General features: G+C 32.0%; 15 protein-coding genes. 8 read left to right on the top strand and 7 right to left on the bottom strand.

Annotation, left to right across the window (positions count from 1 at the left end):
• Positions 1-221 precede the first annotated feature (221 nt).
• The 3 genes from ITB9_RS12760 to ITB9_RS12750 all read left to right on the top strand — a co-directional run bounded on the left by ITB9_RS12760 (position 222) and on the right by ITB9_RS12750 (position 3839).
• Positions 222-1928 (top strand): T9SS type A sorting domain-containing protein, encoded by a 1707-nt coding sequence (locus ITB9_RS12760; RefSeq protein ID WP_054852539.1) that lies wholly within the window; start codon positions 222-224, stop codon positions 1926-1928.
• Between the two features lie 93 nt (positions 1929-2021).
• Positions 2022-2780, top strand: a complete 759-nt coding sequence (locus ITB9_RS12755) for a T9SS type A sorting domain-containing protein (RefSeq protein WP_054852538.1) — start codon at positions 2022-2024, stop codon at positions 2778-2780.
• A gap of 81 nt (positions 2781-2861) precedes the next feature.
• The gene (locus ITB9_RS12750; RefSeq protein WP_054852537.1) at positions 2862-3839 is read left to right on the top strand and encodes an acyltransferase; all 978 of its coding nucleotides are present in this window, start codon (positions 2862-2864) and stop codon (positions 3837-3839) included.
• Positions 3840-3970: 131 nt separating this feature from the next.
• Here ITB9_RS12750 and tyrS read toward each other — a convergent pair whose 3' ends face one another.
• Positions 3971-5281, bottom strand: coding sequence for a tyrosine--tRNA ligase (tyrS, locus tag ITB9_RS12745; RefSeq protein WP_028607805.1), 1311 nt, complete (start codon positions 5279-5281; stop codon positions 3971-3973).
• Positions 5282-5367: 86 nt separating this feature from the next.
• On the opposite strand from tyrS, the gene ITB9_RS12740 reads away from it, so the two are divergent.
• On the top strand, positions 5368-6384 hold the full coding sequence (locus ITB9_RS12740; RefSeq protein ID WP_054852536.1) for an NAD-dependent epimerase/dehydratase family protein: 1017 nt from the start codon (positions 5368-5370) through the stop codon (positions 6382-6384).
• On the opposite strand, the gene ITB9_RS12735 is transcribed toward ITB9_RS12740, so the two are convergent.
• From ITB9_RS12735 to ITB9_RS12725, 3 genes are read right to left on the bottom strand one after another with little or no spacing between them, the layout of a single operon-like run.
• Positions 6385-6804 (bottom strand): DUF4296 domain-containing protein, encoded by a 420-nt coding sequence (locus tag ITB9_RS12735; RefSeq protein WP_054852535.1) that lies wholly within the window; start codon positions 6802-6804, stop codon positions 6385-6387. It abuts the gene before it with no gap.
• A 2-nt stretch (positions 6805-6806) separates the two neighbouring features.
• Positions 6807-8153, bottom strand: coding sequence for a dihydroorotase (locus ITB9_RS12730; protein ID WP_054852534.1), 1347 nt, complete (start codon positions 8151-8153; stop codon positions 6807-6809).
• A gap of 2 nt (positions 8154-8155) precedes the next feature.
• A complete protein-coding gene (locus ITB9_RS12725; protein WP_054852533.1) occupies positions 8156-8881 on the bottom strand; it encodes a polyprenol monophosphomannose synthase in 726 nt (241 codons plus the stop codon).
• Between the two features lie 108 nt (positions 8882-8989).
• Here ITB9_RS12725 and ITB9_RS12720 point away from each other — a divergent pair, with 108 nt between their 5' ends.
• On the top strand, positions 8990-9628 hold the full coding sequence (locus ITB9_RS12720; RefSeq protein ID WP_054852532.1) for a DUF4271 domain-containing protein: 639 nt from the start codon (positions 8990-8992) through the stop codon (positions 9626-9628).
• 23 nt (positions 9629-9651) lie between these two features.
• Entirely contained in the window at positions 9652-10401 is a 750-nt protein-coding gene (locus ITB9_RS12715; RefSeq protein ID WP_028290620.1) for a uroporphyrinogen-III synthase, read from the top strand.
• Positions 10402-10478: 77 nt separating this feature from the next.
• Here ITB9_RS12715 and pckA read toward each other — a convergent pair whose 3' ends face one another.
• On the bottom strand, positions 10479-12095 hold the full coding sequence (pckA, locus tag ITB9_RS12710) for a phosphoenolpyruvate carboxykinase (ATP) (protein WP_054852531.1): 1617 nt from the start codon (positions 12093-12095) through the stop codon (positions 10479-10481).
• Positions 12096-12158: 63 nt separating this feature from the next.
• Complete coding sequence (locus ITB9_RS12705) at positions 12159-12551, bottom strand: DUF423 domain-containing protein (RefSeq protein WP_028290622.1); 393 nt, start codon at positions 12549-12551, stop codon at positions 12159-12161.
• A 77-nt stretch (positions 12552-12628) separates the two neighbouring features.
• On the opposite strand from ITB9_RS12705, the gene ITB9_RS12700 reads away from it, so the two are divergent.
• Both ITB9_RS12700 and ITB9_RS12695 read left to right on the top strand, forming a co-directional pair.
• A complete protein-coding gene (locus ITB9_RS12700) occupies positions 12629-13993 on the top strand; it encodes a saccharopine dehydrogenase family protein (protein ID WP_054852530.1) in 1365 nt (454 codons plus the stop codon).
• Positions 13994-14210: 217 nt separating this feature from the next.
• A complete protein-coding gene (locus ITB9_RS12695; protein ID WP_054852529.1) occupies positions 14211-14681 on the top strand; it encodes an Lrp/AsnC ligand binding domain-containing protein in 471 nt (156 codons plus the stop codon).
• 97 nt (positions 14682-14778) lie between these two features.
• Here the strand turns inward: ITB9_RS12695 and ITB9_RS12690 are convergent.
• Positions 14779-15613: T9SS type A sorting domain-containing protein (locus ITB9_RS12690; RefSeq protein ID WP_148638459.1), on the bottom strand; the 835-nt coding region annotated here is incomplete at its 5' end.

Genomic DNA, 15613 nt, shown 5'->3' with positions numbered 1-15613 from the left:
TAAAACTTTTGATTATTTAAGTATAAATAACATTAAGATAACATGAGTTTAATTAGTGCTAAATTATAATTTACAGATAATCAGGAAGTAATTAGCACATTGAAAGTCAAATAATTAAAATGATGTTATCATAACGTAAAGATAGATTAGACCTAATTAAATCCTTACTTGTAGATAAAATTTCTGTTTATATTTACGCATTAACAACAACACAATATATTATGAAAAAACTTTACTTTTTGCTTACTTTATTTATTACAACATTATCCTTTGGACAAGAACTATTAGTCAATGGAGATTTTGAATCTTGGACAGATACTACTACTCCTGAAAACTACGAATTAATACAAAGCGTAGAACAAGAGGCTACTGAAGTACATACTGGTACTTATGCTGTTAAACATACAGGAGGAACATCTAAACTTAGTCAAACCGTAACTGGTGTAACTGCAGGAACATCTTACACTATATCTTTATGGTATAAAATTGATGCTGGCTTTGGAGATGGAACAGATGCAAGAATCTGGAGTTACTGGAAAGCTGGATCATCTAATATTACTGCTAATGCTGATGAATTAAGAGGTCCAAATAATGCTTATTTTGATGCTAACGGAAATGCATGGACAGAATATACAGTAACATTAACAGCTCCTGCTACTGCTGATACTTTTTATTTTGAAGTTAGAACCTACGGAAGTGCAGTTGTATATTGGGACGACTTTTCTTTCTTTCAAGAGGCTACTGCAGTTCCAACTTTAGGTGTTACTGCACCTAACAACGGAGACAATGTAGCTGGACCTGATGTTAATGTTGACTTAAGTGTACAAAATTTTATGGTCGCTAACGGAACAGGTGATGGCCACATCCAATATACTGTTGATGGTGGGTCTGTAGTAATGAAGTATGATACTGATCCTATTATGTTAACCGGATTAACAACTGGAGAACACACTATTAACTTAGAATTAGTAGACAATAGCAATACACCATTAGCAACACCTGTCACTGCAAGTACAACTTTTAACGTTTACGAAGTACAATCTCTTCCTTTTACAGAAAGTTTTAACTACACCGCAACAGAAACTTTAGGATCGCAAACTGCTTGGACAAATTATTTTTCTGGTGATGATGTATTAATTGAAGCCTCAAGCTTAACATACCCTTCTTTAACAAATGCAGGTAACTCAATATCATTTGATGGTTCTGGCGCAGATCCTGTAGTAGATTTTACACCTACAACAAGTGGAAGTGTTTATGCTTCTTTCATGTTGAATATTACTGCTTTGGATGCTGCTGCTACAGATGGTTATTTTGCTGTTTTAAGAACAGATTCTGGTAGTTATGAGTCACGTTTATGGATCTCTCCAACAGGAGCTTCTACCTATAAAATAGGAATTAGTAATGGTGCTGCATTAACACAAATTAGTGCTACAGATTTAAATGTTGGAGACACTAATTTTATTGTTTTCAATTACGACATTGACAATAACATAGTAAATGCATGGGTTAACCCTACTCCAGGAGGAGCTGAGCCTGTTGCAGATTTATCTGAAGCTTCTACAAGTACAGCTAACACGTTTTCACAGTTTTTAATTCGTCAGGATAGTGCAACAGAAACTCCGTTTATGATAATGGATGAATTAAAAATAGCTACAACATGGAATGATGCTACCTTAAGTACAAAAACATTTGAAGTTGTAGATAATTTTAACATTTACCCTAACCCAACTAATACAGGATCAGTTACTATTACCACAAAAAACAACACAACTATTGCAGTTACAGTATTTGATGTTTTAGGTAAACAAGTATTATCACAAACTATCCAAAATAATAGTTTAGATGTTTCTAACCTAACTACAGGAGTTTATATTTTAAAACTTAATCAAGAAGGTGCTATCGCTACTAAGCGCTTAATAATCCAATAAAAGCTATATTAAGCTATTGTTAAAAGAGTTATCTACCATTAGATAACTCTTTTTTTTTAATTAGATTTGAGACTAATATAAACAACACTTAATATGAAAAAACTTTACTTTTTTACTTTTTTACTATCACTAACTCTACACTTTGCAAACGCACAAGGTTCTGAAAGCTTTACCAATCATGACCTTTCAGGTTCGTCATACGCTGATGGCTCTTTCGTTGGAGACAATGGTGTAACATGGAATTACGTTCAATCCAGAGATGAAAACGGAGACAGTAACTCTTCTGGAATTGACGGAAAAGCAATAATGCTGAGAAGACAATCTTCAAGCAGTTCTATTTCTGCTCAATCTGGAGCTAATGGTGTAGGAGCTGTTACAATGAAGCTTTACAAAGGTTTTACTGGATCAGGTGGTAGACAAGTTGAATTATTTGTCAATGGTATATCTCAGGGTGTCTCTGAATCTTTTGATGATTTTACAGAACACATATTTACAGTAGATAATATTAATATTTCTGGAGACGTAACTATTGAAGTTGTAAACATCACTAGTAAGCAAGTCATAGTTGACGATGTTACTTGGACAGAAGCTGGAGAAACACTATCTACTGACACATTCAAAACAACTGAGTTTTCAATTTTTCCAAATCCATCAACAGCAGGATTTGTAAATATTAAAACATCAAACAACCAACCAATAGCTGTTGCTGCTTATGATGTTTTAGGTAAACAAGTTATTAATACAACTGTAACTGCAAACCGTTTAGATGTTTCTTCTTTAACATCTGGAGTATACATTTTAAAATTAACACAAGAAGGCGCTACAACTACTAAAAAACTAGTAATTAAATAAGCGTTCTGTTTTATTATTTTAAAAGCGTTGCTATTAGCAACGCTTTTTTATTTTATATACTTTTGTGCTTTACACGTTATCATGGACACAACTTCCTTCTTTAATATTTCCAACGACACAGAATTTAAAAACATAGCTTTACAGGTTTTTAAACATCAGTTTAATCATAATGCTGTATATCGTTCGTTTTGTGACTTATTGTATATTAATCCAAGTGATGTACATGAGTTACATGAGATTCCATTTCTACCAATTCAATTTTTTAAATCTCGTCAAATATTAAGTACTACTAACCCAATACAAACTACATTTACAAGTAGTGGTACTACTGGACAAATTACTAGTAAACATCATGTTACCGATTTAAGTCTTTATGAAACAAGCTTTAAACAAGGCTTTAAGCATTTTTATGGAGACATTACAGATTATACCATTTTAGCTTTATTACCTAATTATTTAGAACGTGAAGGGTCGTCTTTGGTTTACATGGTTGACCATTTAATTAAAGACTCCAAACAACCCGAAAGTGGTTTTTATTTACACAATTTAAATGAACTTAAAGACACGTTAATTACACTTGATCAAGCTGAAAAAAAAGTATTATTAATAGGTGTTACATTTGCTTTATTAGATTTAATTGAATCTTATACCTTTAATTTAAAACATACCATTGTTATGGAAACTGGAGGTATGAAAGGACAACGCAAAGAGTTGATAAGAGAAGAACTGCACCAACTTTTAAAAACTGGTTTTGGTGTTGATGCCATACATAGCGAATATGGTATGACTGAATTACTAAGTCAAGGTTATAGTAAAGGTCATGGTATTTTTAATTGCCCACCATGGATGCAAATTTTAATCAGAGATCCAGAAGATGCACTGACTGTTTTTAATCATCCTAGAACAGGAGGTATTAACGTTATTGATCTTGCCAACATAAACTCTTGTAGTTTTATAGCGACTCAAGATTTAGGAAAAACTTACAACACCACTGACTTTGAAATTATTGGTCGTTTTGACGACAGCGACATTAGAGGCTGTAATTTAATGGTACTGTAAGGACAACACATATATAACGACCAACTAATTATGAATAAGAAAAATTAGTTTTTGGTTGGTTAACTAATTGGACTAAAAAAAAGCCTGCTTAAATTAAGCAGGCTTTTTTTGTATTATAAGTATTAAGTTTTTTAATTAACTTTAATAATAAAAGTACTTTTCTTACCTCTATTAATAACAACGTACTTGTTGTTTATTAAATCATCGGTAGTTATTGTATAATCGTCTTTAACTTTGTCTTTATTTACAGATACCGAATTTTCTTTTAAAGCACGACGCGCTTCTCCATTACTTGCTAAAAAGTTAGTTTCGGCAGATAAAGCTGCAATCATGTCTAAACCAGCTTCAATTTTATCTCTAGACACTTCGGCTTGTGGCACACCTTCAAAAACCTCCAAAAACAAGTTTTCGTTTAGTTGTTTAATTTCATTTTTAAAATCTTTACTAAATAATATACCTGTTGCTTTTTGTGCATTTTCAAATTCGTCTTTACTGTGTACAAAAGTGGTCACCTCTTGAGCTAAACGTTTTTGTAATGCTCTAAAACCAGGGTTTTCTTTGTGTTCTGCAATTAAAGCTTCAATAGTTTCTTTATCTAAAAAGGTGAAAATTTTGATATACTTTTCTGCATCTTCGTCTGTGGTATTTAACCAAAATTGGTAAAATTTATACACACTAGTTTTATCTGCTGTTAGCCAGACATTACCACCTTCACTTTTACCAAACTTACTTCCGTCGGCTTTAGTAATTAATGGACAAGTCATAGCATATGCTTTTGCAGTGTCGTCACCAACATTCATACGTCTTACTAACTCTGTTCCAGTTGTGATGTTTCCCCATTGGTCACTTCCACCCATTTGCAATTTACAATTTAGGGCTTTATGTAAATGGTAAAAATCATACCCTTGAATTAATTGGTAAGTAAACTCGGTAAAACTCATCCCTACACTACCTTCATCTCCAGATAAACGTTTTTTAACACTATCTTTTGCCATCATGTAATTTACGGTAATACGCTTACCAACATCACGTGCAAAATCTATAAATGAAAACGACTTCATCCAATCATAGTTATTAACTAAAACTGGTGCATTTGTATTAGTAGAGTTAAAATCTAAAAATCGCGACAATACTGCTTTTATACCAGCTACATTATGGTTAAGTGCTGCTTCATCAAGTAAGTTACGCTCGTCACTTTTACCTGACGGATCACCAATCATACCTGTGGCACCACCAACTAAAGCAACAGGCTTATGTCCTGCTTTTTCTAGATGTACTAATAAAATTATTGGCACTAAACTACCAATGTGTAATGAGTCTGAAGTTGGGTCAAAACCAATATAGGCTGTGGTCATTTCTTTATCCAGTTGCTCTTCGGTTCCAGGCATGATATCGTGTACCATCCCTCTCCATCTTAATTCTTCTACAAATGCATTAGCCATTTTATTGTGTTTTATTATTGAAAAAGCAAATATAAAAATCGTGTTATAAACTACATACAATATCTAATATTTATTACCTTAGACCTATGATTTTAGTTACAGGAGGAACAGGTTTAGTTGGCGCACATTTATTATTTAAACTTTTAAATGAAAACCAACCTGTACGTGCTATTTACAGAACTGAAAAAAAGTTTGAAACTGTTAAGCGCATTTTTAACTACTACAGTAAAACACCTGATGTTTTATTTAATAAAATAGAATGGATTAAAGCTGATCTTAATGATATTCCTGCTTTAACCGAAGCTTTTAAGGACATAAACTATGTTTACCATTGTGCAGCATTTGTCTCTTTTGAACCTAATAAATTTGAATTGCTACGCAAAACTAATATTGAAGGTACAGCTAACATTGTCAACCTTTGTTTAGCTAATACAGTTAAAAAATTGTGCTATGTTAGCTCAATTGCTGCAATAGGCACACCTGCTGTAAAAACCAAAACGATTACTGAAGCTAACGACTGGAATGTAGAGTTTGACAATAGTGTTTATGCGATTACCAAATATGGTGCAGAACTGGAAGTTTGGCGTGGTACACAAGAGGGTCTTGATGCTGTAATTGTAAATCCTGGTGTTATCATTGGACCTGGAATTTGGAACTATGGTAGTGGCTCTTTAATTACTATGGTTAATAAAGGTATGCGCTATTACACAACAGGAGCAACAGGTTATGTGGATGTTAATGATGTTGTAAATTGCATGTTATTACTACTACAAAGCGATATAGTAAACCAACGATTTATACTTGTAAGTCAAAACCTAAGTTTTAAACATTTTATCTATAAAACTGCAGAATACCTTAAAGTTACTGCTCCTAAAAAAGAAGCCACTTCTTTAATATTAGCTATTGGTTGGCGTTTGGATTGGTTATTACACAAACTTACTGGATCACGAAGAAAACTATCAAAACAAACTGCTTACAGCGCTTTATCTATCAGTAAATACAGTAACTCAAAAATAAAAATAGCCTTAAATTATAGATTTAAGACTGTTGATTTAAGTTTAAAAGACACTGTTGGTTATTTTAAAAATGATAACAAACAGTAATTATTTTTTTAGATTAGCTTTTAACTTTTTATTCTTAACTGGTAATTTCTTTTTAGATTTTTCCTCCTTTTTTTGGACCTCTTTATAGTGTAATCTTAAGGCTTCAAGACTATCCTTTACACGTGTGTATATCTGATTAAAATTTTCAATATCATAAGCATAATAATTATTACTATTTACAAATTGAAGACTGTCTATTTTATGTTTTTTATATATAAATGAATCTGGTAGGATCCCTTTATTTTCCAGTTCTCTTTTATTTATACCTTTAGCCGAAGACATAATTACAGTTTCCACCAAAACATCTACCATTTTATCTTCACTGATTAAATCATCAGGCTTTTCAGGTTTTTGCACATCATAACATGACACTAACGTCAGTGTCATTAAAAGATATAATAGCTGTTGTTTTTTGTACATTACTATCTATTAAAAGTTAATCGCTTAGCATAATTAGTCTCATAAAATTTAAAGTTTTTATAAGCTAAACCTCCATTAACAAAGGTGTGTGTTATTCTTGATTTAAAGGTAGTCCCTTCAAAAGGTGACCAACCACATTTATATAAAATGTTATCTTTATTTACTGTCCATGGATTATTTAAATCTACAACCACTAGATCTGCAAAATAACCTTCTTTAATAAAACCGCGTTTTTCTACTTCAAATAAAATAGCTGGATTGTGACAAAATTTTTCTACTATTTTCTCTATTGTAATATCACCATCATGATACATTTCTAATAAAGCAGGTAATGCGTGTTGTACTAAAGGTCCTCCAGAAGGTGCTGACGTATATACATTTGATTTTTCTTCAAAAGTATGAGGTGCATGATCTGTAGCAATAACATCAATTTTATCATCTAATAAAGCTTTTAATAACTGCGCTCTATCTTTTTCGGTTTTAACCGCAGGATTCCATTTAATAAAAGTCCCTTTTTCGTCATAATCTTTATCATTAAACCAAAGATGATGTATACAAACTTCAGCTGTAATTTTTTTATCTTTTAATGGTGTTTTATTATCAAACAATGCTGTTTCTTTTCCTGTAGATAGATGAAAAACATGTAATCTAGCTCCTGTTTTTTTAGCTAATTCTATAGCTTTTGAAGACGAAATGTAACACGCCTCTTCACTTCTTATAATAGGATGAAAACGCACAGGTATATCATCTCCATAACGCTCTTTATAAATCTCAAGGTTAGCTTTTATAGTCGCTTCGTCTTCACAATGTACCGAAATTAATAGATCAGTACTTTTAAAAATCTTTTCTAAAACTTCTGGATTATCTACTAACATGTTTCCTGTAGACGACCCTAAAAATAGTTTTAAACCAGCAACTTCCTTTTTATTGACTTTTAAAATCTCGTCTAAATTATCATTAGTTCCACCAAACATAAACGAATAGTTTGCCCAAGCCTTTTTTGAAGCTATTTCAAATTTCTCGTTTAATTTTTCAATGGTTGTAGTTTGTGGTTTTGTATTAGGCATTTCTATAAATGAAGTAATACCTCCTGCTATTGCAGCTCTAGACTCGGTTTCAATATTAGCTTTTTGTGTTAAACCTGGTTCTCTAAAATGAACTTGATCATCAATTGCTCCAGGAATAACATATTTTCCTTCAGCATCAAACACATTAACATCTGCCGATTTTGGGCTAATTGATTGATCTATTTTAGTTATAATATCACCTTCAATTAAAATGTCTCCATTAAAAATTGTGCCTTCATTAACTATTTTGGCATTCTTTATAAGTGTTTTTCGATTTTGCATTTTTAATTGGATTTAAATAAACTTTTAAATTTCATACTAATGACACCAAAAATAGCTTCAGATATAATACTAGAACTAAGTTTGGATTCTCCTTTGGTTCTATCTGTAAAAATCACAGGTACTTCTACTATTTTAAACTTTTTAAGATTGGCTTTAAATTTCATTTCTATTTGAAACGCATAGCCTACAAATTTTATTTGATTTAGATCAAGCTGCTCCAACACCTGTCTTTTATAACATATAAATCCAGCAGTAGCGTCCCTAACCTTCATACCTGTTACAAATCTTACATACATTGAAGCTCCATAGGACAAAATAACACGTCCTAGAGGCCAGTTTACAACATTAACTCCTTTGACGTATCTAGAACCAATTGCCACATCTGCTTTACCATAATAACAGGCATCATACAAATGTATTAAATCCTTTGGGTTGTGCGAAAAATCTGCATCCATTTCAAAAATAAATTGATACTTTTTTTTCAAAGCCCATCTAAAACCATGGATATATGCAGTCCCTAAGCCTGATTTTTTTTGTCTAACCTCAAGTGATAACCGATCAGGGAATTCTATTTGTAAATCTTTTACTTTTTGAGCTGTATTATCAGGAGAATTGTCATCAACTACCAATACATCAAATGCCTTTGGAAGTGCAAAAACTGCTCTAATAATAGCTTCTATATTCTCAATTTCGTTGTATGTTGGTATAATTACAACAGCGTCTTGCATCAATACTATTTAAAATTTAGGCAAATGTACATTTTTATAAATTTACTTAATTATAAAAATTCCTTAATTATTGGACGTTTTCCTATTTAAAAATAATAATTTTGGCACATGCTAAGAGTCGTAAATACATATGATATATTAACGTTAACCTTAATAGGTTGCCTACTTTTAGTAACCTTAAGCAAGGTACTTTTTACTAAACGATTTGTAGATTTTTCAAAACTATTATTTAGTTCTAGATATATTAACCACTATGCAAAAGAACAACGTTTTGTAGATGTGTTTGAAGCTTTACTTTTTTTAAACTTTAGCTTAAATATAGGATTACTACTCTATATTATTTTAAATTATTACAATACTATCCAGCAAATAGACCTTTTTAAATATAGTTTATTTATTGCTCTATTTTTAATAATTAAAGTTTTATTTGAGAAAGTAATAGCCACGCTATTAAATATAGACACTTTGATTGACACCTATGTATTTCAAAAACTTACTTATCGTAATTTTAGTGGTTTACTTCTTATACCCATTAACACCCTATTAATATATAGTGTATTACCAAATCCAACTATTTTACTAGTAGTAATAACAATCTTATTTATAATACTAACTATAGGTGTTATACAGTTTATAAAAACTAATCTTAATTTATTTAAAAAGAACTTGTTTTATTTTATTTTGTATCTTTGCACACTTGAAATTGCACCTTACGCTGTTATATACCAATTTATAACATATTATTAGGTCCAAATTAAACGAAACAACATATGAAAGTGAAAACAATTTTAGTCTCCCAACCAGAACCTAAAATAGAAAATTCGCCTTATTTTGACCTTTCCGAAAAACAGAAAGTTAAAATAGACTTTAGACCTTTTATCCACGTAGAAGGAGTTTCCTCAAAAGACATTAGACACCAAAAAGTAGATTTAAAAAATTATACTGCTATTATCTTAACAAGCAGAAACGCTGTTGATCACTTTTTTAGAGTTGCAGAAGAAATGCGCTTTAAAGTGCCAGATTCGATGAAATATTTTTGCCAGTCAGAAGCAGTTGCTTTTTATTTACAAAAATATGTCGTTTACAGAAAACGTAAAATCTATGTTGGTAAACGTAATTTTGCCGATTTATCACCTTTAATCAAAAAGTATAAAGACGAGACTTTTTTATTACCAACCACAGACAAACTTAAACCTGAAGTACCTGAAATTTTAAATGGTTTAAAGATTAACTGGAAAGAAGCTGTATTTTACAAAACAGTAATCAGTGATTTATCTGATTTAGAAAATGTAACTTATGACATTTTAGTGTTTTTTAGTCCAAGTGGTATTGAGTCTTTGTTCCATAACTTTCCGGAGTTTAAGCAAAACGATACTAGAATAGCTGTATTTGGTAACACAACTATTAAAGCTGTTGAGGCTAAAGGCTTACGTGTGGATATAGCTGCACCAACACCTGAAACGCCATCTATGACTATGGCACTTCAAAAATACATTGACAAAGCTAATAAAGGAAAATAAAATCCTTTTTGTTATTATAAAATAAAAGCGCCAATTGAAAATTTCAATTGGCGCTTTTATTAACACTATATTTATTATTACTCAGCGTAACGTTGTGGTCCACCACGTCTAATTTCTTCGCTTGCAAAAGATTCAAACTGTTGGAAATTTTCTCTAAATGCATTAGACAATTTAAAAGCTGTATCGTAATAAGCTTTATCATTATTCCAAGTTGCTCTTGGACTTAATAATTCTGATGGTACTCCAGGACAACTTCGAGGTTGTGCCACTCCAAAAACAGAATGGATATGATAGTCTTTATAATTATACAATCCTAAATCACCATTAAGTACAGCACTAATCATAGCTCTTGTGTACTTTAACTTGATACGGCTTCCTACTCCGTAAGAACCTCCTGTCCAACCTGTATTGATAAGCCAAACATTAACATTAGCATCTTTCATTTTTTTACTTAACATCTCAGCGTATTTAGTTGGATGTAAAGGCATAAATGGTGCACCAAAACAAGCAGAAAAACTAGGTACAGGCTCAGTAATACCTGCTTCAGTTCCTGCTACTTTAGCTGTATAACCAGATATAAAATGGTAAGCAGCTTGAGATGGAGTTAATTTAGATATTGGAGGTAAAACACCAAAAGCATCTGCTGTTAAAAAGAAAATGTTTTTAGGGTTTTCTCCAATAGATGGTTTTTTAATGTTTTCTATATGGTGTATTGGGTAACTTACACGTGTATTTTGCGTAATAGAAGTATCTTCAAAATCTACTTCACCAGCATCATTCATGATAACATTTTCAAGAATTGCTCCTTTTTTAATAGCACCAAAAATTTCTGGTTCTTGCTCACCTGATAAGTTAATTACTTTAGCGTAACAACCACCTTCAAAATTAAACACTGTGTTTTCTGCAGTCCAACCATGCTCATCGTCTCCAATTAAGCTTCTATCTGGATCTGTAGACAGGGTTGTTTTTCCTGTTCCTGATAAACCAAAGAAAATAGCAGTATCACCATCTTTACCAACATTGGCACTACAGTGCATTGGTAATGTGTTTTTAAATACTGGTAAAATAAAGTTTAATGCCGAAAAGATTCCTTTTTTAATTTCTCCAGTATAACCTGTTCCACCAATTAAAGCAATTTTTCTTGTAAAATCAAGAATAGCAAAGTTATGTTGACGTGTACCATCTACTTCTGGATCAGCCATAAAACCTGGCGCATTTACTATTGTCCATTCCGGATTAAAATTTTCTAACTCAGCATTAGTTGGTCTTAAAAACATGTTGTAAGCAAACATGTTACTCCATGGATACTCATTTATTACACGTATGTTTAATTTATAGTTTTCGTCTGCACAAGCATAACTATCTCTTACAAAAACCTCTTTTTCAGACAAGTAATTTGTTACTTTATCGTACAGTTTTTGAAATTTATCAGCATCAAAAGCAATGTTGATATTTCCCCACCACACTTTATCTTCAGTAATACTATCTTTTACTATAAATCGGTCCATTGGAGAACGTCCTGTAAACTCGCCTGTATTTACAGCTAAAGCTCCAGATGACGATTCTTTACCTTGACCTTTTTCTAAAGTAATATCATGAAGATGCTCTGGTGATAATTGATATTTTACTTGGGCATTTTTGATTCCGTATTGTTCCAACGAAATCGTTTTCGTAAATTGGGTATGGTCTACCATAATTTGTTTGTGTTGTTTATGATGCAAAGTTAAAATTAATAAGATACAAACGCCAAACAAATACTAATTATTCTGTTTAATCTTTAAAAAGTTAATTATCAATACTACCCAAGACCCTAATAAAAACAAGCCTCCAATAGGTGTTACAAAGCCTATCGATTTAAAATTAAAAGCGGTTAATGTATTAGTCGCTAATCCATAAATCGAACCAGAGAACAACACAACACCTATTAAAACCAAATAAAATATTAAATTTTTAGTTTGTTTATTAAGTAATTGTAGTCCACCAACAATTAAAAGTAATATAGCATGGTACATTTGATAACGTACTCCAGTTTCAAAAGTTGCTACAGCTTCTGCAGACACTAAAGCTTTTAAACCGTGTGCTCCAAAAGCTCCAAAAGCAACACTTAAAAACCCCAAAATACTTCCTAAAATTAATAATCGCTTATTCATATAATTATTTTTTTTGGGATAAAACCCAATTAAATTTTTCTAAATTCGTAAACCAAATATACTCAACAAAACTCATTATGAGACACATTTTAGTCATAGGATCCGGAAAATCTACCGCATATTTAATACAATATTTATTAGACAAATCCGCGTCAGAAAAACTCCACATAACAGTAGGTGACATCAATATAGACAATGCAAAAGCAATGATTGAAAATCATAAAAATGCTACCGCTATAACACTAGATATTTTTGATCAAAAATCTAGACAAGAAGCTGTAAAAAATGCAGACATTGTTGTTTCAATGCTTCCTGCTCGTTTTCATATAGAAGTTGCAAAAGACTGTATCACTTTCAAAAAAAACATGGTTACAGCATCTTATGTTAGTAATGAAATGCAAGCATTAGATCAAGATGCAAAAGACAACGGATTAGTATTCATGAACGAAATTGGTGTAGATCCTGGTTTGGACCATATGAGTGCGATGCAAGTCATTGACTCTATTCGTGACAAAGGCGGAAAAATTATTTTATTCGAATCCTTTACTGGTGGTCTAGTCGCACCAGAAAGTGACACCAATTTATGGAATTATAAATTCACTTGGAACCCAAGAAACGTAGTCACAGCAGGACAAGGTGGAGCAGCAAAATTCTTACAGGAAAGCACCTTTAAATACATACCATATAACAGGTTATTTAGACGTACCGAGTTTTTAGATGTAGAAAATTACGGTCGTTTTGAAGCTTATGCTAATCGCGACTCCCTTAAATATCAAAGCGTTTACGGTTTAAATGGTATTAAAACCCTATACAGAGGGACCATGCGTCGCGTAGGGTTTTCTAGAGCTTGGCAAGTCTTTGTAGCGCTTGGAATGACTGATGATAGTTACACTATAGACGACAGCAAAAACATGAGTTATCGTGACTTTGTTAATGCCTTTTTACCATACAGTCCAACAGATTCTGTAGAGCTTAAATTTAGACATGCCCTAAAAATAGACCAAGATGATATTATTTGGGACAAATTTGTAGAGTTAGATCTATTTAGCAAAACAAAAATGGTGACATTAGACAAAGCCACACCAGCACAAATACTACAAAAAATATTACTTGACAGTTGGACATTAAAGCCTACAGATAAAGACATGATCGTAATGTACCATAAGTTTGGATATGAACTAAATGGAGAAAAACATCAAATAGATTCTACAATGGTAACCTTAGGGCAAGACCAAACCTATACTGCTATGGCAAAAACCGTTGGACTACCAGTAGCAATAGCAACTTTAGCTATTTTAAACAAAACCATAACAACACCAGGTGTACAAATACCAATTACCAAAGAAGTATACACACCAATCCTAAAAGAATTGGAAGAATATGGTATCACATTTAAAGAAAAACATGTACCATACCTTGGCTACAACCCTTTAAATATTTAATATTTGGGTGTTACCACATAAATTGTTCAAAGCTTTTAAAATGCTTTGAACAATTTACTTAGGTCAGGCTATCCGTTATATCTTTTTTGTTTTTAATGACAAAAAAGGATGCCACTTCTATCCTTAACACAATAACATTAGGGACATTACTCAAATTTAAGTTTCAGTTTAAAACATAATGATTAACTTTAAGTTTTAAATTACAACAATCCTACAATTGAAAACTACAAACAACAACATAACCATAGACGGTATTGACAAAAAAATACTTCGTGCATTAATGCAAGATGCACGTACACCTGTTTTAGAAATAGCAAGACAAGTCGGTATCTCTGGAGCAGCAATACACCAACGACTTAGAAAATTAGAAAAATCTAAACTAATAGCAGGTTCTAAATTTGTAATCAATCCAAAGGTATTAGGTTATACGACTATGGCATTTGTGGGAATCTATCTTGACAAAGCTATTAGTAATCCAGATGCGGTAAAACAACTAAAAAAAATACCTGAAGTTTTAGAATGCCACTATACCACTGGAAACTGGAGTATTTTAATAAAAATATTGTGTATGGATAACGAGCATTTAATGCATTTATTAAATAACGATATACAATCTATATCAGGAGTTTCAAGAACAGAGACATTTATATCTCTAGACCAACAAATAGAACGCCAAATTAAAATTTAGCACTCCTTTTTTTAAACATTGAAAAGGTATATTTCAAAAAAGTAAAAGCGGGAATTTTATAAAAATTCCCGCTTTTGTTATAACTAGTTTTTAAAACTTACTTTCTTATAATTAGCTTTTTAGCAGATATATTTGAATCGCCTAAAACTTTAACAAGATATAGACCATCACTTAAGTTTCCAATATAAATAGTCTTATCTACATTAGCATTTACTTTAAATACTTTTACTGTTTGACCTAATAAATTAACAATTTCAAAGGTATCACCAACAGGAGATTTAATATTTACATTATTGTTACTAGGGTTTGGATACATAGCAAATTTAGGTTTACTTTCAAACGTTTCAATATCTAATGAAGAAATTGTAACACAAATCGATTCAACCATACAACTTCCAGAAGTAATCACCACTTTATAATCACCATTTGCAGAAGGTGTATAACTTTGATTAGTCTCTCCTGTCAATAAAGTATTAGGGCATTCATACCATTGGTAAGTTGCACCAGATTCATTGGCTGTTAAAACAACACCAACCTGTGATACTGTGTCATCCACTTCAATCACTTCCACATCATCACTAGCTGTATTTGTACAACCATTTGCATTTGTAAAGGTGTAAGTAATAGTATGAGTTCCTACACCTGCTACCGCAGGATCAAAGGAATACGTCATTCCGTTACCGTCGTCTGTAACTCCTGATCCTGAATATACACCTCCTGTTGCTGTTCCGCTTCCTAAACCAGATTGAATTCCTGCATCAATACATACATCAGAAGGTGCTGTAAAAGTTACTGTTGGTAAAGCGAATACTTCTATAGCGTCACTTGCTGAATTAGAGCAACCATTTGCATTTGTAAAGGTGTAAGTAATAGTATGTGTTCCTAAGCCTGATACGGAAGGATCAAAGGAATACGTCATTCCGTTTCCATCG

This window comes from Olleya sp. ITB9, from assembly GCF_001315805.1.
GTDB classification, from domain to species: Bacteria; Bacteroidota; Bacteroidia; order Flavobacteriales; family Flavobacteriaceae; genus Olleya; species Olleya sediminilitoris.
Note: the sequence above shows the minus strand (reverse complement) of the source record. Positions and strands in the feature narration are given on the sequence as shown.